We start from the raw sequence: 24055 nt of genomic DNA, 5'->3' as shown, positions 1-24055 counted from the left end.
GAAACCCGGAATATTCAATTCCGGGTACAATTCCTTTTAATAAAACGCTTCAAGAAAAACACCCATACAGGTTACTTTATGCCCTATTACCATGTCCAGGTCAAAGCGGACATTTGATCCAGCCTGTAATTCCCCACGGAAAGGTGACAATAAAGGCAGAATAAAGGCAATGACGTAATAATACCTACCAACCTATTTCTTGCAAAGATAAATCCAGAATCGTATTTTAGATAACATGAAAAAATAAACAATTAGAATCCCTTCTGATTGACATTTAAAATTTACACCAAAAATATCTTCACAATAAAAAACTCATAAATAGATACAAAAGGTAAATCCATATAAAACTTAAAATCACCCTATATAAACAGAAGCAAAAGTATAGCATAACATTAAGAAATTGGTTTTTCAAATAACGACAATAATTCAAGAAGGACTATTACGATTTTCAGGACCATAATTTATAGCTACTGTTAACCAAATCTTTAACATTTTAAAAAAGCTGGATTTGAAAATCTTTCCTAATTTGCAAGACCAGCATTTTGACCTATATTCACTATTACAAATAAATACCCACCATCGAATCAGCAAAATTTATAACGCTCAATGAAAACCCTAAGCTTTGCCTTTCCTTTTGTAATTATCCTTCTTTGCTCATGTCAACCAAATAAAAATGAAGAAGAAAATACCGTTTATTCCGGAAACCCAGTTTTCTCGGGTTGGTATGCAGATCCCGAAGGAATAATTTTTGATGAAGAATATTGGATTTACCCAACTTTTTCAGATGATTATGAAGATGTGGAGAAAACATCGGAATTGACTGAGCAGCAACTGGAACTTCAAAAAAACACGATCAATCCACAATACCTTAAACAAACCTTTCTTGATGCTTTTTCTTCAAAAGACCTGATCAATTGGGAAAAACATTCACGGGTTCTGGACATCAAAGATGTATCATGGGCAGCCTATTCCATTTGGGCTCCTTCGATCATTAAGGCCAATGAGCAGTATTACTTGTTTTTTGGTGCCAACGATATTCAGAGCAACGATGAAATGGGCGGAATTGGTGTTGCTGTAGCCGACAATCCGGCAGGCCCATTTATTGATGCCATTGGTAAACCCCTGATAAACTCTTTCCATAATGGTGCCCAGCCCATAGACCAATATGTGTTTAAGGATGACGATGGCCAATATTACATGTACTATGGTGGTTGGAAACATTGTAATATTGTCAAACTAAGTGATGATTTATTAAGTCTAGTGCCTTTTGATGATGGAGAAACATTTAAAGAATTGACCCCTGATCAATATGTTGAAGGACCTTTTGTATTTAAAAGAAAAGGTAAGTATTACTTTATGTGGTCAGAAGGAAATTGGACAGGGCCTGATTACAGCGTTGCCTATGCTATAGGAGATAGTCCTTTCGGACCTTTTGAGCGAATAGGCAAAGTATTGCAGCAAGACCCAAATATCGCTACCGGAGCAGGCCATCATTCTGTAATCAACATTCCAAATACAGATGAATATTATATGGTTTATCATCGTCGCCCCTTAAATACTACAAACGGAAACCACCGCGAAACTTGTATCGACAAAATGACCTTTGATAAAGATGGTTTTATTAATCCTGTTAAGATGACTTTAGAAGGAGTAAAAAGAAATTTCTTAAATGATTAAGTTTATTGAAAATATCGAAATATTTAATACATTTTTATAAATTTATTTTATTTGGCATGGTTTTTTATTTAACTGGCAGAAAAAATGGTGAATAATTTTAATATACTTGATTCTATAACTGAATCAATGGCCATTATTAATCGCGAGGGGCAAATTATTTTTACGAATAAAGCCTGGCGCGACTTTTCTGCAGAAAATAGAGGAGATGATGCTAGTACAGGAGTCAACAACAATTATTTATCTACCTGTGAAGCTGTTAAAGGAGAGGAAACCAGAATGGCAATGGATGCTAAAACAGGCATTCAGCAGGTTATCGATAAGGAGCTTGACAAATTTGAATTGGAATACCCTTGCCATTCTCCCACAGAAAAAAGATGGTTTATTTTACGGGTTACTCAAGTGCTGGAAAATCCTAATCTGACCTTAATGGCCCATATTAATATTACCAACAGAAAGATGGCAGAGTTGGAAATTGAAAAAAATTACAAGCAGTCCCTAATTCTTAATGAACGGCTGCAAACAACCTTACAGAAAATTGTCCATGACATTCAAAATCCCTTGGCTTCAATAATGGGATTGATCAATTTATCAAAATCAGAAAATGATAAGGAAAGTGTCAGGGAATATTTGGAACTCATAGGAAAAGGAAGTGCAAACCTAAGGTCCTTTGTCAAAGACACCCTGAAGCATATTGCCTCAATAGGTGATGTACAAGCCATCAGCATGGAGCAAATAGTAACCAAATATTTAGAGACCATACCTCATCTTCTTAAGCAAAACGCCATTGAGTTAAAGTTAGACATACAACAAGACGGCCATTTTTATACCAACGAAAATGAGCTTCAATCCATCTTATCCAATTTGGTAAGCAATGCCATAAAATATTCAGATCCCTTAAAATCTAATAAATTTATTGCCTTGCATTTTAAATCCGATGAAAATAAAGGGGTGCTACAGGTTGCCGACAATGGGCTAGGAATAAAAAAAGAGGACATTCCTAAGCTAATGAATCGCAATTATCAGGTTAACCAAGAATCAAGTGAAGGTGTAGGGTTAGGTTTATTTTTGGTTCAGAAATCGATAAGAAATCTAGAAGGTTTTATTAAAATTAATTCTGATATAGGAGTTGGTACAACGTTCACTATTGAAATTCCAAACAAAATCAAACCTCAAAATTAAAGTAAAAAAAGCGTTACTTATCTCATCAAAGTAACGCTTTTTTAAAGAATTGAATGATTAACTGGCAGGAAAATACTTTGGTACCAATCGCTTGATTTTATCCAATGTTTCTGAAACTGATAATTCGCTCATTCCTCCGGAGGCATTCATATGACCACCTCCATTAAAATTATCTGCAGCCATTACATTAACCGGATTCTCCTGCCCTTTTGAGCGAAAAGAAATCTTCATAATGCCATCTCTTTCTGTAAATACTATGGCGGCCTTCATTCCTTTGATAGTCAAGGCTTGGTTGGCCAGGCTGTCAGTGTCCCCTTTTTGGTAATTATATTTGGCCAATTCTTCTTTTGATAAAGAAATTAATGCCACCTTATGTTCTTCTAGAACTTCCAATTTTTCACTCATTGCATATCCTTGCAAGCGCAATCTACTTTCAGTATTGTTATCACTTAACATTTCATGGATCAAATGATGCTCCACACCTGAAGCCAATAATTTACCCAGTATTTCGTGGGTACGTGGGCCGGTAGAAGGAAACCTGAAGCCTCCTGTATCCGTCAGTATCCCTAAGTATAATGGGGTTCCTATTTTCTTATCAAGTAATGCGCTATTTCCAGATTGTTCAATTAATTCAACGATTAACTCAGCTGTTGAAGAGACTGAAGTTTCTGAAACTAAAATATCCGGAAAATCTTCAGGATCAAGGTGATGGTCAATCATTATCCTTTTGCATTTTAGCCCTTCCAATAAGACTTGCATGTCATGACCTACTCTGTTGGTTCCGTTATAATCAAGACAGAAAACCAAGTCGGTCTTAGAAAAAGCCTCAGCTATCGCTCCCGCTTTATCCGTCATCGTTAAAAATGCTGAAGTATCTAGCCAATCCAAAAACCTTGGAGCAGGATCCGGGTGGCATATGGTGGCATTTTTCCCCAATTTTTCAATAAAATAAAGCAATCCTAAAGAGCTGCCTACTGAATCACCGTCCGGTGATTTATGAGAGGTGATAATTATGTTTGAAGCAGCTTTAATTTCTGCCACTATTTGTTCGTATTTATTCATTTTTTTATAACTATTCAATAATTTATGCATTGAAAATCCATTGCTATAATTGGCTAATTTCCTCCTTCTCGAATCAACTGGATGGCATCAATTCTAATCCGGGCATTAGCGATCAACTCAGTTAACACCGTTTTCTGCTCCAAGGCTGTCTTTATTTCATCCGGTCTGATGGCCTTATTCCTTTTAAACAAATAGGCCAATCTCCCAATCTCATGGTCCATGGTCTGGTTCATGTATTGAAGCCCCATGTCTATTTCTTTGTCCTTCATTTGGTCGGCTATTTCTTCTGCTGTCTTGAGCATTTCAGGAAATATTTCATCTACAAATCGTTCATTGCCTATCAAATCGTTGATTTGTCCGGGTACCAATTGCTTGTTCAACAAACCAATGGGATAACTTTCTGTAACTTCTTCTGCAAGATGGTTTACAATTACGCGCAAAGGTGTATTGGGCAAGAACCTGTCTACATAGACACCTTCTTTTCCTGATGTTTCTAGTACAAAAATCGCTTCCAAAAGTATTCCGGTATTACCTGTACCCTTCAAATGGCCAAAACTAGCGGCTCCCGTACCCATTCCCAGCACCATATCAATGGCTCCAGTCACCATGGGGTGATCCCAACTTATAAAACTGATGTCTTCCCTGCTTAATGCTCGCTTTCGGTCGAAAGTAATCGCGACCCCCTTATCCGGTATGGATGGAAATGCTGTATCGTTGGCCTTACTTGGGCGCAACCAATAGGTTCGTTGGGCCAAATCTTCCATCTCAATACCAAAATGATCAAAAACTTTGGCCATATAATTCTCAAGGTTTAAATCTTTATCCGCAGATCTAATTTTAGTTACCAATTCCTTGGCTACCTTAGGTCTAAAGGAATTCATCTCCAGCAGTCTGTCCCGTCCATTGGCTAAAGTCTGCTTTAGCGCTCCTTGGTAGGTTTCAGTCTCTCTTATTAAAGCTTCTAAATCCGATATAACATCTTTCCTAATTGAAGTCATTGCAAGCTCAAACAAGCGGTCACCAAACATTTGTCCAATTTGGTTACCCCCTTCTATATTTTCCTCAAAAGCATTCAGGCCTTCATGAAACCAACGCGCTAAAATTTCTTGAGTACTCCCTTTCAGGTAGGGTACGTAAATCCGAATGGTTTCCTTTTGCCCTATCCTATCCAAGCGTCCAATCCGCTGTTCCAAAAGCTCGGGATGCATCGGCAAATCAAACAATACCAAATGATGCGCAAATTGAAAGTTTCTCCCTTCACTACCAATTTCGGAACACAGTAATATTCTTGCTCCATTTTCCTCGCCAAACCAAGCCGCATTCCGATCCCTTTGTACAATGTTCAGGTCTTCATGAAACACGCCTACTTTTGCACCGCTAAGGTCTCGCAAGGCATTTTCCAATGCCAATACTTTCGCTTTGCTTCTGCAAATCAAAACCACTTTTTTAGGATTTAACTGATCCAATAAATTGACAAGCCAGGTCACCCGTGGGTCCTTTGAAAAATGATAAGGACGCTTTACATCCCCTGCCGATCCATTGCTTTTGTCCAAAATAAATTCGGCCGACATGCGTTTTGCCCACTCTTGCTGAGAGGGTCCTGTTTTTAAAGGGATTAACTGTACTTTCCTGATAGGAAAACCACTCATTGCCGCTCGGGTATTTCTAAACACTACCCGACCTGGGCCGTGCTGGTCCAGTAAATCTTCTATCAATTGATTTTTACCTATATCCCCTTTTTCCGCTAGTTTTGCTATTCTCTTGTCACCAAATAAATCTTTCAACAGGGTTTTGTCCTTTTTATTTATGGCTTCACTTGATGCCAGTTTCTCCACAATATTGGCAATAGTAGCATGGTCTTGAGATTCATTGATGAAGGTATGGTAATCGGCATACCTTTCAGGATCCAATAATCTTAATCGCGCAAAGTGACTTTCTGCCCCAAGTTGTTCAGGCGTCGCTGTCAATAGTAACAAGCCTTTAGCAACTTTACTCAAAGCCTCAACAATGGCATACTCAAAGCTTATTTTCTTCAATGACCAAGCCAAATGATGAGCCTCATCTACGACCAGCATGTCCCAGTCTGCAGAAATAGCCTGGCCTGCCCTCTTTTGTGATCCAGCCAAAAATGAAGTACTACAGAGCACCAATTGATCATCCAGAAAAGGATTTCCCTTAGGAGCACTATCATCCAATGCGGCACACCTTTCTTCATCAAAAATATGAAACCATAGGTTAAATCGCCTTAACATCTCCACAAACCACTGATGCACCAATGAATCCGGAACCAAAATGATAATCCGTGAGGCTTGCCCACTTAACAATAAACGGTGCATGATTAGACAAGCCTCAATGGTTTTGCCAAGGCCTACCTGATCAGAAAGCAATACGCGAGGAGCATACCTTGAGCTAACTTCATGGGCAATGTACAGTTGATGGGGAATAAGGTCTATCCGACCACCTATGAAACCATTGATGGGTGAAATTCTACGCTTATGGTCATAGGCCAATGTTTTCCTTCGCAAGGCAAAAACAGCCGGTTTATCTACTTCTCCTAGTAAAAGCCGGTCATCCACCCCGTGAGTTATAGTAACTTCCCCCAAATCTGCTTCCGATAAGGTCCCCTTGTTATTAATATACAAGATAAGTTCACCCTTGTCTTGGACACGCTCAATTTCAAAGGGTCGTTGATGGGAATCCATTACTGTATCACCGGGCTTAAATATCACCCTACGCAGAGGTGCACTATCTAATGCATACTGTCTCGTCTCTCCGGCATTTGGGAAATTGACTTTCACTCGATTTTTACTTACTTCAACTAGTATACCGACACCTAAGTCAGGTTCTCCTTCGCTTGCCCATCTCTGATCAGGATAGAAATCCATCATACATGCTATTGATTTAACTTACTTTATTAACAATCCTAAAAAGGGATTTCTAAAAAAATGCAAGTTCTTTAATTTTTAGCCGCTTCACTAAGAACTGAAGCTTTTTATTTTTATTTTGAATTCCATATTCGACCTAATATTTCTAACTAGAAAATATTTCTCTTTATAGAATAGATAAAAAGTCTCCGGTTATTATAAATTTTGAGCCTTAACTTTATCCAAAAAAGCTTGATTTTTGCATTTGACTCGTTCAGGTATAATTATTGCAACATAAAAATTCATTAAAATCCTTAACGTTTTATAGTTGGGTATGTATTTCTAAATTAGGTAATTGGATTTTATCTAACCAAATACTTCTTTAATCTAAACGTTAAGATTAGTAAAGTTTATCCTTAACCTATACCATGGCTCTATTATTATTTTATCTTTTTATTGCCCTATTCATTTCATTTTTGTGCTCCATAATGGAATCGGTGCTGTTATCAGTTCCTGTGTCTTTTTTAAAATCTCAGTCCAAAAGGGGTGACAGAAATGCAAATGCCATGCTTTACCTGAAAGAAGATATCGACAAACCACTGTCTGCCATTTTGTCCTTAAATACTGTAGCGCATACAGTGGGGGCAGCAGGCGTGGGAGCACAAGCTACAGTGCTTTTTGGGGAAGCTTATTTCGGAGTTATTTCTGCCATCTTAACCATTCTAATCTTAATATTTACTGAAATAATTCCCAAAACTCTGGGTGCCAATTACAACAGGGATTTGATTGGCATTACCTCCAAAATCATCAGAGCAATGATTTTCCTTACCTATCCATTGGTTTGGCTGTCTTCTATACTAACAAAATTGCTTTCCAGAGAAAAAACCGTCCTTACTACCAGTAGAGAAGAGATTTCGGCATTGGCAAGTATCGGTACACAAGAGGGTATTTTTGCCGACAAGGAGAATAAAATTATTCAAAATTTAATCAAGCTTAAAAATTTAAAGGTTAAGACGGTCATGACTCCACGGATTGTAGTTGTAACTGCCAATGAGGAAATGACCTTAAAGGAGTTTTTGAAGAACAAAGAATTCTTACATTTTTCAAGGATACCAATATTTAAAGGAAATAAAGACAATATAACCGGTTACGTTTTAAGGGAGTTTGTTTTTGAAAAACTAGCTGAGGATCACTTTGACTTAAAGCTTAAAGACATCAGACGTGAAATTTTAATATTCTCAAGTAATATCAGCCTTTTTGATGCTTGGGAAGAAATGCTTCAAAAAAAAGAACATATATCCTTGGTGGTAGATGAATATGGTGGAATGGATGGAATTGCCACCCTTGAGGACATCATAGAAACTTTGTTGGGTTTTGAAATTGTAGACGAAAAAGATAAAATAGAAGACATGCAGCAATTTGCCATGAAACGATGGAATGATAAACAAAAGAAATACAAAATGCTCAGAAATGATGATTAGCAATTAATGTGCTCCGCACTAGCAATCCTTAATGGCCATGAATTTTTCCATAATAATACTTTATCTCAGCAATTTTACCTACGCTTTACTATCATAATATATTTCTATCCAAAATAAGACCTAAAAAAGTATTCGTTACACTTGTTGGGTGCTTTAATTTACATGGGTGCCTTGAAAAGCAAGTCATAATTTTATTTAGTCAAAAATGCGGGTAAATTAGCACGTTGAATAGTGAAATTTATAATTGCTTTATATCTATAATTCTGCTCAATATCAATCTAATATGCACCAATTGCTTTTTGATTATATTTCTAAATACATGCCCTTGACTGCAGAGGAAAAAAGTGTCATTCAAGAATTGGACTTGTTCAGGGAAGTAAAAAAAGGCACCATCCTGCTCGAGGAAGGGCAACAGTCTGACCTGGGGTATTTTGTACTAAAAGGCTGTATAAGGAAATATTATATTATTGATGGGGAGGAAAAAACCACCAATTTCTTTACAGAATTGCAAGGTGAAGTTCCCGAATGTGCCATTAATAAGAAGCCATCTAACTATTATCTTTCATGTATTGAAGATTCAATAATTTCTGCTTCTACCAGTGAATTGGATGATGAAGTTTTTGCCAAGTTCCCAAGATTTGAATCCCTATGCCGCATTATATCGGAGGAATTGTTGTTAAAAAGTCAAAGCTCTCTTGATAATTTTAAATACTCCCCCCCTGCCAAGCGCTATGAAAATTTGGTGGAAACCAGACCTGATTTGGTCCAAAGGGTTCCTCAACATCAACTGGCAAGTTTTCTGGGAATTACTCCCCAATCCCTTAGTCGATTAAAAGCAAGACTACAGAAAACAAAAAAGAATTAAAATTCATTTGTTAACTTAAGTGAACGTTTTTTAGGGCCTTTCCGCTGCAACTTTGCATTATCTTTTAACTTAAAACATTAAAAAAATGCAAAAATTGATAGTAGTATTTGGCATCATCTTCTTATGTACCTTACCTATCCAACTAAAAGCGCAATATGCAAAACAAGACACCTCTTACAGCAAGTTTTTCATAGGGAGTACATTTTTTATGTTATACAATTTCGTCCCTGACGACAATTCTCCAAAATTTGTACAACTCAACTTAGGTTATCGCTTAGGCCCTAAAGATGCTTTATCCTTAGAGCTTAAAACTTGGGAATATGGCTGGTCTCTAGGAATTCCTTACGGAGATAAATATGAAGCGCCGGAAGAAAAATTTCCCGGAAAGATTAGTGAATATGGATTTGCTTTTGCCTACCAGCATTTTTGGTGGAAGGGATTTTACACCGGTATACATGTGATGAATGCCTTTCAAACATTTAAGAATGAAGAGGGAGCAAAAATTAAAAAAGGATTCCAAATATTCAATACCTACCGCCTTGGATATCAAATCAAACTCTACCATGGTAAATTTTTTATCGAACCCTCCATAGCCATAACCCACAGACCTTACCATTCCAAAATGCCTGATGATTTTAAAGCTTTAGATGATAAATGGCCAAATTATTTCATTGGTGAACCGGGGCTTCATTTTGGTTATAACTTTTAATAGTTTTGGCTGTACGGAAGAATAGCCGGCCTTAGTGTATATTTTGTCAGCATTGTTTCAAAAAATGTTACAATGCTGACAAAATCATGTTTACTCAACTTGCTCTGAATATAAATCAAAATTGACCGTCCCATTAGCATCAGACTTTTTTTTCTAGATCCACATTTTTAATTACTCATTGATCGGTAAACTTACTCCCCATTGCATAAAAGGAACTTGTACTATAAGATAACTCTCTGTATATTAGACCTACAAACCTGAAGATTGCTGATACAGACTAGAATTGAGTCAAGAGAACAGTATCTTCAGGATTTTGCCTTTCAAAAGTGTTATAATAATGCAATAGATATGGCATTCAGCAGTCTACCTATTTTTCTACCATTTTTTGCCAACGAATCACCAATGATTATCCAAGCAGCTACCTTTTAAACTAAAAAAACAACCATGCCAGCAGTAAACCCAAAATCTCAGCAAGTACCTTACGGCCCTAAACAACTTCCATGGAATGATCAGGTACCGGAAGGAGCCGTTGTATCCAAGCCAAGCAATGATCCAAAGGAGGTATATGTTTCGGTACCTCCCAAAGATGTCTGCGGAAACTTTCCGCAAATAAATTACAGTCAGTTCGAAATCCCTCCTACAGGCTTGTCAGATGAGGAACGAGAAATAGCCTTGGCTTCTTTTAAAGAATTTATTGAAACCCAACATTCCCATTTTGCAGGGTTTCAGGGAAATCAAGACCAGAACTATGCAGATCGATTTCCTTACCTTATGGACATGCATGCCAATAATATTGGTGATCCTTTTAGCAGTGGTCGATATACCCTAAACTCTAAATTCTGTGAGCGTGCCGTCTTAGATTATTTTGCTGCCCTTTGGAATAACAATTGGCCCCATACAGCTGCTACTGACCAAAAAGATTCGAGTTCCAGGTATTGGGGATATGTTCTCACAATGGGTTTTACTGAAGGAAATATATACGGTCTTTTCAATGCCAGAGATTACCTTAAAGGCAGAACCATTCTTGAAGATCAAAAAACGAATGCGCAAATTGATGCCTATACCAGAAGAGGCAGGGAAACAAGAGGACAGCATTTTTCTTATAAAGCCCCTATACAAACTGAGGACACTTCTGAAAATGCCTACACCCCTGTGCTTTTCTATTCAGAGGATGTTCATTATTCCATTCAAAAAGCTTCACATTTGTTAGAATTGCCTACATTTCAGAAAATAGGACAAAATAAATATCCCGGACAATGTCCCATTACCAATGATGGAAGTTGGCCTGAAATGGTTCCCTCCCATGATTTTGATAAAGACAATCCCCAATCAGGGTCGGTGAAAATTGAAGAATTAACAAAGTTGGTTCATTATTTTGTCGATAAAGGCTATCCTGTTGTAGTTGTAGCCAATATAGGAACCACGTGGAAAGGTGCATATGATGATGTTCCTGCCATTAATGCCATGTTTGAAAAATTAGGAGAAAAATATCCTTGGCTGTGGGAACGCAAGGTGGTATATGGGAAAGATGAAAAAGGAAATCCATTAATTGATATTCGTAGAGGTTTTTGGCTCCATGTGGATGGCGCCCTCGGTGCTGCTTATTTACCTTTTGTGGAAATGGCACATAACCGAAATCTCTTGAATGAAAAAGGCCCTATGTTTGACTTTCGCAATCCTGCGGTGATGAGCGTAGGTTGTTCTATGCACAAATGGCTTGGAGGTCCCTGGCCTTCAGGCATCTTTATGACACGTAGTGGCTATCAGTTATTACCCCCGGATGCTGCAAGTTCCTTTTTAGGTACTCCTGACACCACACTGGGAGGCTCACGTTCAGCCTTTTCACCCATGATCCTGTGGGATTATTTTTCCAGAATGAGTTATGAGGACAATATGAATAAGGCCGTAGAAACAGAAAATGTCTCGGCCTATCTAGAAACAGAACTGTTCAAGTTTGAATCCGAATTAAAAGCAAAATTTGGTTCTGAGGTCGATTTATGGATTGCCCGATCACGTTTGAGTCTGACCGTCCGTTTTCGATTGGTCAACGAAACATTAAATTACAAATGGTCCTTAGATACGGATAGGCTTTGGGTTCCTTTCAATGAAAAAGAACGCCAGTTACGGTCTTATTCCCATATCTTTATCATGCACTCTGTTGGCAAAGCGCGAATTGATGCCTTTATGGCTGATTTAAGAGAAAATTGCAAAACAGATTGGCATGTAGCCTTTCCCAAGATAGATTATAGCGCAGTACCTCCAGGCCCAAATCCGGAATTTCAAATGGAGTAATATTATTTGGAGAAGATGAGGTTACAAATTTCCACGTTAACTTACTGACTTTCAATGAATAAATAATAAATTGAACATATTGCCATTTAAGGTAAAGAATTTTCACTTAGATTTTCTAAGTGAGAGTTGAAGTTACAAGAATATCTGGCTGATTTCGAATCGATTTCAGCCAGATTTTTTATTTCATATTTCGAGTATATGACCTGCGTTCGTATTCAATTGATAAATTCTACGAAAATATGTTGATCTTTAGCTAAATCATAAATATAGTTGGTAATTGGAAATACCGGTGATGTTGATAGAAGAATTATTATTTTAGATGAAAACTAGCTATATTTTTAGCTGAATTTTGGGCGGCGAAAAGAAAACTTGCAAAAACAAATTGCCCCCCAAGCGCTTCAAAATAACTTCCTAAAAGGAAATTAAAATCATCTATTTATGAAAAGTATTGACGTTGTTGCAGGTATAATCCTCTATAAAAACCGTATTCTATGCGTTCAAAGACCCGAAAGCAAACAGCAATATATTTCAAAGAAATTTGAATTTCCCGGAGGAAAAATTGAAGCAGGGGAATCCCATACAGAAGCCCTAAGTCGTGAATTGTTGGAAGAATTAAACCTATCGACCACCAATCAATCCTACTTTCTGACGGTAGTTCATCAATACCCAAACTTAGAGGTAACCCTGCATGCATACCTATGTCAGGTAGATTCGGATGCACTTACCCTTCATGAACACATAAGCCATAAATGGCTAAAAGCTGAAGAATTGGGCACATTAGATTGGGCCGCGGCTGATATCCCTATTGTAAATAAATTGCTGACCAACAAATAAGACCACAGTGCTACCCTTATTGAAAAATGAATCCTATTTTAAACTTTATAGCGCAAATTGACAAGCAGCATTTATGGGACAAAAAGCTGGAATTGAACCGAAAAGAATACTTAAAGGTCAAGGGAAGCATAGATACAAACCTCTATTTTGTGGTCAGCGGGAGCTTGAGAATCTATGTTTTAGAGGAATTTGATGAGAACATAATAAGGTTTGGTTACAAAGACAATTTTATCGCTGCACTAGATTCATTTATCAGCGAAAAACCTTCTGACCTTTACATTCAGGCAATCAAAAAAACGCAATTGAAGGTAATCAATAAAGAAAGCTTCATGGCCTTTATTGACAGTGCGACCGAAAACACCAAAATCTGGCAAATGATGCTTGGCGATCTGATTTACCAACAAATGGAAAGAGAGCGCGACATTTTAACAAGTTCGCCCCTGGAAAGATACAAAAGGGTTTTGGCCAGAAGCCCTCAATTATTTCAGGAAATCCCAAACAAGTACATTGCCTCCTACCTACGAATGACCCCTGAAACGTTGTCCAGAATCAAAAAGTCTTGATTTAAATCAATGTTTTTTTTCTGATTTAGCGCGAATTTTGACAAAAAAAACGATGAAAATAGCCTCAGAAAAATTAATACAAGATTTAGTGGAACGGACTCGAATAAATATCAAGCAGGTTGAAAGATTCAACACCTTATCTGAAGAGCTACTGAATCGAAGACCGGGACCGGATAAATGGAGCATTTTGGAATGTATAGCGCACCTGAATCTTTACGGGGATTTCTATATTCCGGAAATAACCAAAAGGATAGCAAAATCAAAAACCGAATCGACCAAAACCTTCAAAGCAGGTATTCTTGGTAATTATTTTGCCCAAACCATGTTACCAAAGGAGAAATTAAATAAGATGAAAACCTTCAATGATAAAAATCCAATGGGTAGTTTTCTGGATAAAACAACCCTTCAACGGTTTCTTAACCAACAAGAACAACTTTTAGATCTTCTCAAGATGGCAGGAAAAATAGACCTTAACAAAACCAAAACTGCCATCAGTATCTCAAAATGGATCAAATTAAAACTCGGAGATACTTTTAGGGTCGTCATCTACCACAATGACCGTCATATGGTGCAAGCCAACAAAATTCTACAATAGCCAACTCAGCACTAATCAATAGAAGTTATTTACTCAGAAACTTCCGTTCCATTGTGTACAACATTGTGTCCCCAATCTGCAATGGATTGAACCACAGGAATCAATGTTTTTCCAAAATCAGTCAGAGAATAAACTACTTTAAGTGGGGGTTTACTGGTATAAACCTTCCTTTTGATGATACCATCTTCTTCAAGGGTTTTCAACTGCAAACTTAAAGTTCGCTCTGTAACCGTAGGCATTTCTTTTCTCAGTTCATTGTACCGCATGGGCTCATTTCTTAGGTGAAATAGGATCACTGTTTTCCATTTCCCACCGATTAGCCCCATCGTTAGACTGGCACAGCATGGGTATTCTTTACCTTTAAATTTATACATTCTTTTAAAATTTTATACTATCCTATTTGACCGTTATTGCAAAGTTATAACACTATCTTTACTTTTGCAACTATAAAACTTATAGTATAAAATTATGGACATAAAAAATGTATTAAACTGGCGTTATTCCGCAAAAGAATTTGATCCAAACAAGAAAATCTCAAAAGAAGATTTTGAACAGGTAAAGTCACTTTTAAGGATGAGTCCTTCTAGTACTAATTTACAACCTTGGCATTTTATTGTTGCTTCAACAGAAGAAGGGAAAAAACGCATGGCCAAAGGAACGCAAGGATTTTTCTCATTCAACGAACCAAAGGTTTTAAAGGCTTCACATGTGGTATTGTTTTGTTCAAGAATTACAGCAGATGAGGAATACATGCAACACCTATTGGCGGTGGAAGACCTGGATGGTAGATTTCCTAATGAACAGATAAAACAAGGCATGCATGGAGGTAGGAATGCATTTGCCAACATACACAAGTACGATTTAAAGGACTTACAACATTGGCTTGAGAAGCAAGTCTATTTAAAAATTGGCAATATCTTACTTGGAGTGGCTACACTAGGCATTGATGCGGTACCCATGGAGGGTATTGATGTAAAAGCCTTAGATGAGGAGTTTGGTTTAAGAGAAAAAGGTTTTACTGCCGTCACAGTTGTATCTATAGGTTACAGAACAGAGACTGATTTTAACGCAACAGACAAAACTCCGAAATCCCGACTGCCTGAGCAAGAATTATTTACGCTGGTTTAGGGTTTTCTTTTGTAAATAGGGCTAAAGTAAAAGGATCCGGCCACTTAAAAGAACAAATGCCATTTAGCAAAAAAAATGACCTTCAGCAGGTCATTTTTTTTGTTTGTTAATTTATCCAATATTGAAATCCGAAATAGGCGATAGACCTTCTATTACTAGCTGAATAAATCGCGCATCAACAAAGCCTGGCAAATAAATGAATTTGGTTGGTTTTATAATTGAGTTACAATTTTTTAAACAACTAAAATTCCACTAATTTAGAATGTCACAATACAAATCCTTGTAAAGACTATTCAATAATTCAGTATATAATAGCGCATTTAAACCAATGAAACCCTGCGAAAATATTGCTCATTGCGTGCTAGCCTCCATTTTTATCCTATTCCACTTTCATATAAGTCTCGGTCAAACCTCGCTCAATAAAATTGGCCTTAAACAAGGACCCTATAGTGTAGGTTTTCAACACTATACTAAGGTTGATCGTACCAGAACTTATAGCAGGGTTTATGATTTTAGCAATCAAAAAATTCCTAGACCCATCCCAATAAGCATTTGGTATCCTTCATCCCAAGACTCACCTAATAAGGCTCCTTTGAAAATCCTTGATTATATGGAAATATTAAAGGAGGAAGAAGAATGGGAAAACCTGCCCAACGAACAAATATTAAATTGGTTTTATTATGCCAATAACCCTGCGAATCAGACACACCTTAAGGAAGTTACCAAGGCTTATTTGGACCTAGAAGAAGCGAAAGGTAAATTCCCTGTAATCCTATACAGCCCAAGTTTTCAGGCTTCTTCCGTGGAAAATTTTGCTATGTGTGAATACCTCGCAAGCGAGGGATTTATAGTCATTGCCAGCCCCAGCAGAGGAACAGAAACGAGGTGGTTTGGAAATAACCTGGCAAAGGAAATGGAAACCCAGGCCAGAGATGTTGAATTCCTTATAAAAGAGGCGGGATTAATCGCAAATAGTGACCTCACCAAAATAGCAGTCATGGGTTTTAGCTTTGGGGGACTGGCAAACATCATTGCCCAGATGCGCAATGACAACATTAAAGCCGTCATTAGCCTTGATGGTACGGAAAGGTATCAGTATGATTTATTAAAGAAATCACCCTTTTTTGGTTTACACAAAATGGATGTGCCTTACCTGCATATGGCCCAAAAAGACATACCTGAAAAGGTTCTCAATGAAGACAAGATTGACTCGACGCTCAATACCAAGTTTGTTTTATACGACAGTCTTTCCCTCAACCGAGCTTACCGATTAAAATTCCACGATTTAACCCACTCGTATTTTAGCACCCTAGGGGTTCTTTTTCAAGCTCGAGATGGCAGACAAGACAAGAGTGATCCTGAAATTATGAATGCTTATAAATGGGTTTCAATACTTGGTTTGAGTTTTTTGAAAGCATTTTTATTGGAAGACAGTACAGCAAAAACAGCCTTCAAAAGCCAATTAGAGCTGATTGGAACGAATAAGAACTTGATGAGCTACAGAGAGAAGGGGCAAAAAAGCACTGCCTTTACTTTTAATGATTTCAATGCTTTGGCCTCCGCTCAGCAATACAATAGCCTATGGGAGCTATATGAGGAAAGCAAAAAGAAACACCCCGAACTAAACCTGCCCGAAGGAAACTTAAATACGCTAGGGCTTCAATTAATTTTTAACGCTAAAACCTCAAATCAAGGTGTCAAAGTCTTTAACTTGGCAACCCAATTATACCCCAAATCTGCCAATCTATTTGATAGTTTAGCGGAGGGATTTCTATCCATGGGAAACCATAAAAAAGCCATTGCTAATTTCAAAAAATCATTGGACTTGAATCCTCAAAACCAGAATGCCATTGACAGACTTAAAATCCTTACAGCTACTCCTTAAAAAATTTCATTCCACCCATTTCTAATCCTAATTTTTATGAACATTAAGCAATTGTATAATCCATCCATAATAAGTCTTGCTTTAGCTATTATCACTTGCCTTGGTTGCACTTCAAATAAAAAAGAAATAAAAGAGGAAAGGACGCCAAATATCATTTTTATTTTAAGTGATGATTTAAGTTGGGGGGATCTGGGCTGCTATGGTCAGAAGAAAATCAAAACCCCAAATATTGATAGAATTGCCGCTGAAGGGATGAAGTTCACCAATGCCTATGCAGGAAGTTCGGTTTGTGCACCGTCCAGGTCTTCTTTGATGCAAGGTTTACATCAGGGACACGCCAGGGTGAGAGGTAATTCCTATCAATCTTATCGCGAATCTTTAAAAGAAGGGGATTATACGGTGGCCATGATGCTAAAAGAAGCAGGGTATAAAACGGGCTTGTTCGGCAAATGGGGTTTGGCGCTAGAAAATCAACCCGGAATACCCAACAAAATGGGTTTTGATGAATTCTATGGTTACCTCAACCAGCGTCAAGCCCATACTTATTACCCTGAATTTTTGTATCACAATCAAGACAAGGTCTTTTTTCCCGGAAACAAAAACCATTACGAATATGAAAATTATTCCAAAGCCAGTACTTATGATGAAGAAGGTAAAGTAATTCCAAATGGGATTGATGACCCCTCAAATGCAGTTTATTCTTTTGATATCATCAACGAAAAAGCCTTGGATTTTGTAAAAGAAAATCAGGACCGGCCTTTCTTTTTATACCTTGCCAATACGGTACCACATGGGCCACTGATCGTGCCAGAACTTGGAGAATATAAGGACAAAAACTGGCCGATTCAACACAAAGAGTGGGCAGCAATGGTATCCCGTATGGATGGAGAAGTAGGTAAATTAATGGACTTATTGGATAATTTAGGTTTGGATGACAACACCATTATATTCTTTGCTTCTGACAATGGAAACTCAAGCCAAGGTTATGAGAAAAGATACCTAGACTTACAGGAAGGTCCTACATTAAGTGATTTTTTTAAGCATCGCTCCCCTACCCGAGGACAAAAAAGCAATGAATACAATGGAGGATTTCATGTACCTGCCATGGTAAGGTGGCCAGGGAAGATAAGGGCAGGAACAGTAAGTGATCATATCTGGGCATTTTGGGACTTCCTCCCTACTGCCGCTGATTTGGCAGGCGTTTCCTCTCCTACTTTTATAGACGGGCTTTCTATTTTACCAACCCTTACCGGGCAAGGTGAGCAAATAGCACATGAATACCTCTATTGGGAGCATAAACAAAATCAAGCCATCAGGTTGGGGGAATATTATGCCCACAAAGCCAATGGTGGCCATTTGGAACTGTACAATCTGCTAACTGACCCCCAACAGCAAAATGACATCAGTGCTGAAAACAAGGCTCTGGTGGAAAAAATTGACAAAATGATGGCAGAAGCTCATCGTCCTAGTGATGTCTGGCCTAGCCCGGGAGAAAGTAAGGAAGCTTTTCAGAAAAGATTAAAGGATAATAATATCCCGGAAAGACCTAATAATATCGGCCATTTTTAGTGGGGTTATAGATGGCCAATTTTGGTTTAAAATAATCTGAAATAGCAAAAATGTCAGTTTAATGGATTTATTCTTAATTTCAATAAGACATTTCCAATATTTGGGTTTTGCCTATTTTCCATAATTATTAATAAAATTTGAGTAAAATCGAGGGATTTTTTCCTTTCACCCGTCTAAACCATTAAATGATTCTATTCAATAGCAATTTTTAATTTTAGAAATAATGAAAGTCCCCAATTTATTAACACTCGTTTTTGTAGCAACAAGCCTATTGTTTCCTTCTTGCGCTAGTGATGAGGAAACCTGTAACGAAACTTCATGGTATCAAGACTCAGATGGAGACGGATTAGGAAATCCAAGTGTAAGTACCACCTCATGCACCCAACCCAGCGGATATGTAGCAGACAGCAATGATGATGATGATTCCATTGCAAGCTCCACAGGTAGCACACCTGTAGCAGCCTTCGACGAATTCAATGAGGATGCGGTAACTGTTTCTTTTGACGGGGACGAGATAACCATTGAATCCAACGGACTGCCAAACCACACCTCACCCTACTGGAGTGAAAGCAACAGCCTATACATAGCACCTAGTGTGGCGAATGAAAGTGAAATGTCTCCAGGTACAATTTCAAGCAGGAGTTACACCCTCACTGTGCAAGCTACTCCGGCCAAGGCTTCTTCAACTTCAGCTACCGGATTGGGTGCCATAGGCATTGCCGTTACCGGAGCGCCAATTTTTAATGATGAAGAAGGTCCAAATATCGCTTTATCTTCAAATGTAGCCTCAGGATTTGATTATGCGGGTGCCCATATGGGACCTACTGGTTATCATTACCATTTGGAGGCTTCAAATGTGACGGAAAATACCAGTATGTCCTATGACGATGAGAAGCTTGTTGGAATTCTTCAAGATGGGTTTTTGCTTTATGGAAGGAAATGTGATTCAACAGATGATCACCCTTCAAATCTTGATGCCTCCGGTGGACATATTGCTGCTACCCAACATAGCGATGGTGAAGAATTTTACCATTACCACATCATCAATGAGACCTATATAGGCTCATACATTCTATTATTTGGCGTAGACCTTCAAGGCACTCCAAACAACATCATGTAAGCTTGTCCTTTCTGTTTTACCGGTTAGAAGCTGCCCATCCTTTCGTAGGATGGAATGGGTGTAAAGGAAAATAAAGAAATAACAATGAGAAACTTAATGTATACCCTGCTGATTTCTGTACTTGTCAGCTGTGGACAAGCCTCAGAAAAGGATGTCATCAACCTTGAAAAGGAAACGCCTAGTAGCTTTGAAGTACCCTCCAATACCATTGATAAATCAAAGCTTGTATATCATAACAAGATTTCGATTTGGACATTAGATGGGGAAAAGTTTTCAGGTTATGCAGTAACTTATTTTCCTGACAGCACCTTAAAACAAAAAATAGGCATACTCGCTGGACGAAAGCAAAATAAAACCATCGACTGGTATCCCAATGGGCAAATCAAACACATAGCCCATTATAACAAAGGGAAACTGCATGGAGAAAAGAAAACCTGGTCTGCTGGTGCCTCCCATTTATTAATCTCCCATTTGAATTACAATTCGGGGAAATTACATGGGGTGCAAAAAAAATGGTATTCCTCGGGTGAAATATTTAAAGTTTTAAACATGAATATGGGCAAAGAGGAAGGGATTCAAAAGGCCTTCAGAGAGAATGGGGAACTTTTTGCCAATTACGAAGCTAAAAATGGCCGAAATTTCGGACTTAAAAGGGCCATGTTATGCGTAGGGCTTGAAGATGAAAAAGTCCAATATGAGAATTAGGTCTTAACCGGTTTCTGAACAGAGTCGAAGAAGTAGGTTTAATGGGCAGATATTCCTATGACTTTGGCAAGCTCAGCCGCCGGTAAGGTTTAACCGGTTCCTAAACGGAGTTGAAGGAGTAGGTTTAACGTACACATATCCCTAGGGCTTCGACTCCGCCGCAGGAATGGATTTCCTCCAATTAATCAGCAATTTCGGCTTGGTATTCTAGGTACTGCAGCAACTGGCGCTCTACAAAACTATTTTCATCAGGCACCATCTCACTTAGGGCCTGATTCAGGGCTGCATTTTTTACTTTGTGATGGGTAAAAACCTTTAGCAATTTCCCAAGTTGTGGACCGCTCAATGCTTTAAGAATGGGAATTGAAGCCCCGACAATAGATCCATGTAAACGAGGTCCCTCAAGTAATTTATCAAAAATCATATTTTCAATGCTATAGTCAACCTTACCTAAAAGCCTGAAAAGCTCAAGCTGCAAATGTTCTGATTCCAATTGCTTTGAAGACAATGATTTCAACAACAGGTAAGCTTGAAAATGCTCCCCATCAATGAGTATTTCTTCTAAGACCTCAATTACTGAATTATCTAGATCCCAAAGCAAGGCGATCCTTTCCAGAGCCCAGGTTTGATCACTTTGATCACTGCTTTGAAGAATTTTATTGAACAAAGAGGCATTTAGCTGCTGTGCCGTCAACTCGCTTACTTGCTGCTGAATGGGACCATGGATTATATTCCATAGTTTATGGGTAGTATAGGCTGCACCGGGCACAATGTATTCCATCACATCTTTCATGGTCGCCCCCGAAACGGCATCTAGAGATTGACTGACAGTATCCGGCCTTTTTACCAATTCCTCAAAAGTATAATTGCCCAAGGGCAGAAAGGGGTCTGCCAGCAACTGATGAAGCTGCTCGTACTCCTTATGATTAAAAGGTTCATGGTCATACTTACTCAGAAACTCACCATCCAACAGTTCAAATCCCAAGTACCTGCCGGTAATGTTCCAATAGAGCAAAATGTCAAGTGGACGACACTCATTTTCAAAGCAGACTCCTTCTTTAAGCTCAATAAAATAATGGAGGGGCGTACCATCTGATTTTGTTACCTGCTTGATATCCAGATTTAAAATCGAATCATTTATAGTGCTTATGATTAGATCTGTGGAATCAATTAGGGGAATGGATGAAGATTGAAAGTATCGGATATCCTCTCCATTTTCAAATGAAAATGGGAGCAATAATGCCCCAACCAATAAGCCTTTGATCCAATTGATCATCTATTTATTCTTTGAATGAACAACTTACGCATTGGGTACTATGCCTCCATGTTCCTTTAGCATATTTTTCAATTCTGGAAGAGGTACATCGGCCGGTGTGACATTATGTTGGATGGCCAAAACAGCCGCTGCCGCTGCTGCTTGCCCCATGCCCATACAGGATGCCTGCACCCGAAGCGCAGAATTTGCCAGTCTGTCACTGCTTAGACAACGTCCCGCAACCAAGAAATTTTGGCTGTTTTTGGGTATCAATGCCCTAAGAGGAATGGTGGCAACCACGTCTTCCTTTAGATATTCTTGGTAAATAGACTTCCCATTCCTATGCAAGTCAATCGGGTAAAAAGAATAAGACAGGGAATCTTCAAAAACTTTCCCTGAAACATAGTCATTATGCGTGATTTTATAAAGTCCGTCAATTCGGTAAGTTTCCCGAATAGCCGTCTCAGGTCGCGCATCCATTAATTTTATTTTTTCACACCCTGGGAATGTTCTTAATTTTCTAAGCAACTTCAATAAGGAAGCCCTCCCTTCTATATTGGCTTTGGTATGGAGCTCCGAGGTGGAAGAGTCTGCACCATGAACGTATACATAATTATATGGGGAAGTAGGAGGGAAATTATTCACAGAAGATTCCACTTTTACCTCATTATTTATTAGCATATTTTGCCTAAGCCTCGAATGATATTCCTTGGGAATTTTATCAAGGTCCAGGGAGTCAAAATCATAGCCACCTATCCTAAATACAAATGATCCCGGCTGGGTATCTTCTTCTCTCAAAAGCTTAAACCCAGCTATGGACGCAGCAGTTGCATTTCCGGTACAATCAATGATCTGCTTGCAGATTATTTCATTGCTAATCCCTTTGCCCACTGTCTTCACCATCCATTTTCCATCTTTAAATTGTATGGAGGTAGGAGTTTCATAATAGCGAAGGTCTACCCCTGCTTCCACACACTTTTCCTCCGCAATCATGGCGTAAAGTGCTGGATTTACAGTTACCTGATGCCTCCAGTGACGGATGGTGGTATTGTTGGGGACAATGGAGAAATTGGGCAAAATATCATCGTTTAAGTTGACTGCCTCCATCACCAATTCCCAGCCAATGCCTGCGATGACTTGCTTTCCCCAGGCATGAAAAATCCCCGGAAAGCATACGCCTCCGGTTGTGGTTGTCCCTCCAAGTTGACTGCCACTTTCGACCAGGGTGGTTTTAGCACCCGCTCTGCCCGCCTGAATGGCCGCTATCACACCTGCCGTACCGCCCCCAACGATCAATATATCGGTTTCAATCTTTTTCTCTAGTATCTTATAAGGTGCTTTTACCACTTCTGCTTTGGCAAGTGGTGAAGAGGCTATTCCAAGGGATATGGCTCCCATGGTAGCCATCATCTTTCTACGCTTCATAGTTTAATTTTTTCAAGCTTTATCCCAGGAATTCGGACAAGCATTGTTTTCACAAGCCATTCTTGCTTTGATGCCACAAGTAGGGATTGAATGAAAATGCTGCAAGTTTCAATCTACCTAAATTCCAAGTAGACTAAGGTAGGGATATCCTATGGAAATCTATAGCTCAATTCCTTTGGAAAATGCATTTTTAAATAAAAATCCTCTCCTTCCCTAAATTTTGGTTAAAGCCAGACCAAATATATCACCTTCTGTAAATGGGCTGAAGCACATTCCTATTGAATCGTTTCCTTTGATCAATTGACTCAGACTAAAACATGGATAATTTACATCATCTTTTTTTTCAATAGCCCCAAGCTTTATCTGGAGGGTCAAAAGCGCTAATACAGCTTTCTGGCTTTAGCCAAATCATTAACCTATTGCCGGTGGCTGGGCCTGTCGAAGCCAGCCTGTCGAAACCAAAGGATTTTACTTATTCTCTTTATTTTACAGCAGAATATAAAGACAAAGAATAAAAATTTAGTACATTAATAGCTCCAAAAACGCTATACGACTTTTTCTAACCGCTTTTTTAATTAAAACCAAAACAATCCACAATGAAAACGATGACCTGTAGACAATTGGGGGGTGCCTGTGAACTGACATTTCATGCCAATACATTCGATGAGATGGCCGAACTCAGCAAAAACCATGGGATGGAGATGTTCCAAAAAAAAGATCCTGCCCACTTGAAAGCCATGGAAGAGATGCAGCAATTGATGCAATCTCCTGAGGCCTTGAAAAAATGGTTTGATGACAAACGAAGGGAATTTGATGCATTGCCTGACAATCAATAATAAGTCTCAAA

Annotated in this window: 20 protein-coding genes; 15 read left to right on the top strand and 5 right to left on the bottom strand. The window is 38.5% G+C overall.

Annotation, left to right across the window (positions count from 1 at the left end; all coding sequences use genetic code 11):
- Positions 1-606: 606 nt before the first annotated feature.
- Positions 607-1677: a glycoside hydrolase family 43 protein gene (locus ACYVHJ_RS11010; RefSeq protein WP_460514722.1), complete on the top strand. Its 1071-nt coding sequence runs from the start codon at positions 607-609 to the stop codon at positions 1675-1677.
- 84 nt (positions 1678-1761) lie between these two features.
- A complete protein-coding gene (locus ACYVHJ_RS11005; protein ID WP_460514720.1) occupies positions 1762-2856 on the top strand; it encodes a PAS domain-containing sensor histidine kinase in 1095 nt (364 codons plus the stop codon).
- Between the two features lie 57 nt (positions 2857-2913).
- On the opposite strand, the gene ACYVHJ_RS11000 is transcribed toward ACYVHJ_RS11005, so the two are convergent.
- The gene (locus ACYVHJ_RS11000) at positions 2914-3918 is read right to left on the bottom strand and encodes a DHH family phosphoesterase (RefSeq protein WP_460514718.1); all 1005 of its coding nucleotides are present in this window, start codon (positions 3916-3918) and stop codon (positions 2914-2916) included.
- Positions 3919-3971: 53 nt separating this feature from the next.
- Positions 3972-6806 carry an RNA polymerase-associated protein RapA gene (gene rapA / locus ACYVHJ_RS10995; RefSeq protein WP_460514715.1) on the bottom strand — a complete coding sequence of 945 codons (2835 nt, stop codon included), beginning with the start codon at positions 6804-6806 and terminating at the stop codon, positions 3972-3974.
- 404 nt (positions 6807-7210) lie between these two features.
- Here rapA and ACYVHJ_RS10990 point away from each other — a divergent pair, with 404 nt between their 5' ends.
- From ACYVHJ_RS10990 to ACYVHJ_RS10960, 7 genes are all read left to right on the top strand, one after another.
- Positions 7211-8263, top strand: coding sequence for a CNNM domain-containing protein (locus ACYVHJ_RS10990; protein WP_460514713.1), 1053 nt, complete (start codon positions 7211-7213; stop codon positions 8261-8263).
- A 283-nt stretch (positions 8264-8546) separates the two neighbouring features.
- Complete coding sequence (locus ACYVHJ_RS10985; protein WP_460514711.1) at positions 8547-9128, top strand: Crp/Fnr family transcriptional regulator; 582 nt, start codon at positions 8547-8549, stop codon at positions 9126-9128.
- Between the two features lie 85 nt (positions 9129-9213).
- Positions 9214-9837, top strand: a complete 624-nt coding sequence (locus ACYVHJ_RS10980) for a hypothetical protein (protein ID WP_460514709.1) — start codon at positions 9214-9216, stop codon at positions 9835-9837.
- A gap of 444 nt (positions 9838-10281) precedes the next feature.
- The gene (locus tag ACYVHJ_RS10975; protein ID WP_460514707.1) at positions 10282-12129 is read left to right on the top strand and encodes a PLP-dependent aminotransferase family protein; all 1848 of its coding nucleotides are present in this window, start codon (positions 10282-10284) and stop codon (positions 12127-12129) included.
- Positions 12130-12567: 438 nt separating this feature from the next.
- Positions 12568-12963 (top strand): (deoxy)nucleoside triphosphate pyrophosphohydrolase, encoded by a 396-nt coding sequence (locus ACYVHJ_RS10970; protein WP_460514705.1) that lies wholly within the window; start codon positions 12568-12570, stop codon positions 12961-12963.
- A 26-nt stretch (positions 12964-12989) separates the two neighbouring features.
- The gene (locus ACYVHJ_RS10965) at positions 12990-13526 is read left to right on the top strand and encodes a Crp/Fnr family transcriptional regulator (protein WP_460514703.1); all 537 of its coding nucleotides are present in this window, start codon (positions 12990-12992) and stop codon (positions 13524-13526) included.
- Between the two features lie 52 nt (positions 13527-13578).
- Positions 13579-14121, top strand: a complete 543-nt coding sequence (locus ACYVHJ_RS10960) for a DinB family protein (RefSeq protein WP_460514701.1) — start codon at positions 13579-13581, stop codon at positions 14119-14121.
- A 29-nt stretch (positions 14122-14150) separates the two neighbouring features.
- Here the strand turns inward: ACYVHJ_RS10960 and ACYVHJ_RS10955 are convergent, their stop codons facing one another.
- Complete coding sequence (locus tag ACYVHJ_RS10955; protein ID WP_339905926.1) at positions 14151-14495, bottom strand: winged helix-turn-helix transcriptional regulator; 345 nt, start codon at positions 14493-14495, stop codon at positions 14151-14153.
- A 94-nt stretch (positions 14496-14589) separates the two neighbouring features.
- Between ACYVHJ_RS10955 and nfsB the strand changes: the two genes are divergently transcribed.
- From nfsB to ACYVHJ_RS10930, 5 genes are all read left to right on the top strand, one after another.
- On the top strand, positions 14590-15249 hold the full coding sequence (gene nfsB / locus ACYVHJ_RS10950) for an NAD(P)H-dependent oxidoreductase (protein WP_460514698.1): 660 nt from the start codon (positions 14590-14592) through the stop codon (positions 15247-15249).
- Positions 15250-15577: 328 nt separating this feature from the next.
- Positions 15578-17134: a dienelactone hydrolase family protein gene (locus tag ACYVHJ_RS10945; RefSeq protein ID WP_460514696.1), complete on the top strand. Its 1557-nt coding sequence runs from the start codon at positions 15578-15580 to the stop codon at positions 17132-17134.
- Positions 17135-17170: 36 nt separating this feature from the next.
- Positions 17171-18703 (top strand): arylsulfatase, encoded by a 1533-nt coding sequence (locus ACYVHJ_RS10940; protein WP_460514694.1) that lies wholly within the window; start codon positions 17171-17173, stop codon positions 18701-18703.
- A gap of 223 nt (positions 18704-18926) precedes the next feature.
- A complete protein-coding gene (locus tag ACYVHJ_RS10935; protein WP_460514692.1) occupies positions 18927-19823 on the top strand; it encodes a YHYH protein in 897 nt (298 codons plus the stop codon).
- 84 nt (positions 19824-19907) lie between these two features.
- A complete protein-coding gene (locus ACYVHJ_RS10930; RefSeq protein ID WP_460514690.1) occupies positions 19908-20528 on the top strand; it encodes a toxin-antitoxin system YwqK family antitoxin in 621 nt (206 codons plus the stop codon).
- Between the two features lie 181 nt (positions 20529-20709).
- Here ACYVHJ_RS10930 and ACYVHJ_RS10925 read toward each other — a convergent pair whose 3' ends face one another.
- Both ACYVHJ_RS10925 and ACYVHJ_RS10920 read right to left on the bottom strand, forming a co-directional pair.
- Positions 20710-21804 (bottom strand): hypothetical protein, encoded by a 1095-nt coding sequence (locus ACYVHJ_RS10925; RefSeq protein ID WP_460514688.1) that lies wholly within the window; start codon positions 21802-21804, stop codon positions 20710-20712.
- A 24-nt stretch (positions 21805-21828) separates the two neighbouring features.
- Entirely contained in the window at positions 21829-23208 is a 1380-nt protein-coding gene (locus tag ACYVHJ_RS10920) for an FAD-dependent oxidoreductase (protein ID WP_460514686.1), read from the bottom strand.
- A 596-nt stretch (positions 23209-23804) separates the two neighbouring features.
- Between ACYVHJ_RS10920 and ACYVHJ_RS10915 the strand changes: the two genes are divergently transcribed.
- Positions 23805-24044 (top strand): DUF1059 domain-containing protein, encoded by a 240-nt coding sequence (locus ACYVHJ_RS10915; RefSeq protein WP_460514684.1) that lies wholly within the window; start codon positions 23805-23807, stop codon positions 24042-24044.
- Positions 24045-24055: the final 11 nt, after the last annotated feature.

The sequence above is a fragment of the Cyclobacterium sediminis genome, assembly GCF_054781075.1.
The sequence above is the reverse complement of the archived record's forward strand: the minus strand, read 5'-3'. Positions and strand labels throughout refer to the sequence as shown.

Excerpts from the sequence above, each read along its gene's own strand:
- ACYVHJ_RS10980 (WP_460514709.1), top strand. The coding sequence starts at position 9,214 with ATGCAAAAATTGATAGTAGTATTTGGCATCATCTTCTTATGTACCTTA.
- nfsB (WP_460514698.1), top strand. The coding sequence starts at position 14,590 with ATGGACATAAAAAATGTATTAAACTGGCGTTATTCCGCAAAAGAATTT.
- ACYVHJ_RS10990 (WP_460514713.1), top strand. The coding sequence starts at position 7,211 with ATGGCTCTATTATTATTTTATCTTTTTATTGCCCTATTCATTTCATTT.
- ACYVHJ_RS10935 (WP_460514692.1), top strand. The coding sequence starts at position 18,927 with ATGAAAGTCCCCAATTTATTAACACTCGTTTTTGTAGCAACAAGCCTA.
- ACYVHJ_RS10975 (WP_460514707.1), top strand. The coding sequence starts at position 10,282 with ATGCCAGCAGTAAACCCAAAATCTCAGCAAGTACCTTACGGCCCTAAA.
- ACYVHJ_RS10940 (WP_460514694.1), top strand. The coding sequence starts at position 17,171 with ATGAACATTAAGCAATTGTATAATCCATCCATAATAAGTCTTGCTTTA.
- ACYVHJ_RS10930 (WP_460514690.1), top strand. The coding sequence starts at position 19,908 with ATGAGAAACTTAATGTATACCCTGCTGATTTCTGTACTTGTCAGCTGT.
- ACYVHJ_RS11000 (WP_460514718.1), bottom strand. The coding sequence starts at position 3,918 with ATGAATAAATACGAACAAATAGTGGCAGAAATTAAAGCTGCTTCAAAC.
- ACYVHJ_RS10965 (WP_460514703.1), top strand. The coding sequence starts at position 12,990 with ATGAATCCTATTTTAAACTTTATAGCGCAAATTGACAAGCAGCATTTA.
- ACYVHJ_RS10945 (WP_460514696.1), top strand. The coding sequence starts at position 15,578 with ATGAAACCCTGCGAAAATATTGCTCATTGCGTGCTAGCCTCCATTTTT.
- ACYVHJ_RS10925 (WP_460514688.1), bottom strand. The coding sequence starts at position 21,804 with ATGATCAATTGGATCAAAGGCTTATTGGTTGGGGCATTATTGCTCCCA.
- ACYVHJ_RS11005 (WP_460514720.1), top strand. The coding sequence starts at position 1,762 with ATGGTGAATAATTTTAATATACTTGATTCTATAACTGAATCAATGGCC.
- rapA (WP_460514715.1), bottom strand. The coding sequence starts at position 6,806 with ATGATGGATTTCTATCCTGATCAGAGATGGGCAAGCGAAGGAGAACCT.
- ACYVHJ_RS10970 (WP_460514705.1), top strand. The coding sequence starts at position 12,568 with ATGAAAAGTATTGACGTTGTTGCAGGTATAATCCTCTATAAAAACCGT.
- ACYVHJ_RS10985 (WP_460514711.1), top strand. The coding sequence starts at position 8,547 with ATGCACCAATTGCTTTTTGATTATATTTCTAAATACATGCCCTTGACT.
- ACYVHJ_RS10960 (WP_460514701.1), top strand. The coding sequence starts at position 13,579 with ATGAAAATAGCCTCAGAAAAATTAATACAAGATTTAGTGGAACGGACT.
- ACYVHJ_RS10915 (WP_460514684.1), top strand. The coding sequence starts at position 23,805 with ATGAAAACGATGACCTGTAGACAATTGGGGGGTGCCTGTGAACTGACA.
- ACYVHJ_RS10920 (WP_460514686.1), bottom strand. The coding sequence starts at position 23,208 with ATGAAGCGTAGAAAGATGATGGCTACCATGGGAGCCATATCCCTTGGA.
- ACYVHJ_RS10955 (WP_339905926.1), bottom strand. The coding sequence starts at position 14,495 with ATGTATAAATTTAAAGGTAAAGAATACCCATGCTGTGCCAGTCTAACG.
- ACYVHJ_RS11010 (WP_460514722.1), top strand. The coding sequence starts at position 607 with ATGAAAACCCTAAGCTTTGCCTTTCCTTTTGTAATTATCCTTCTTTGC.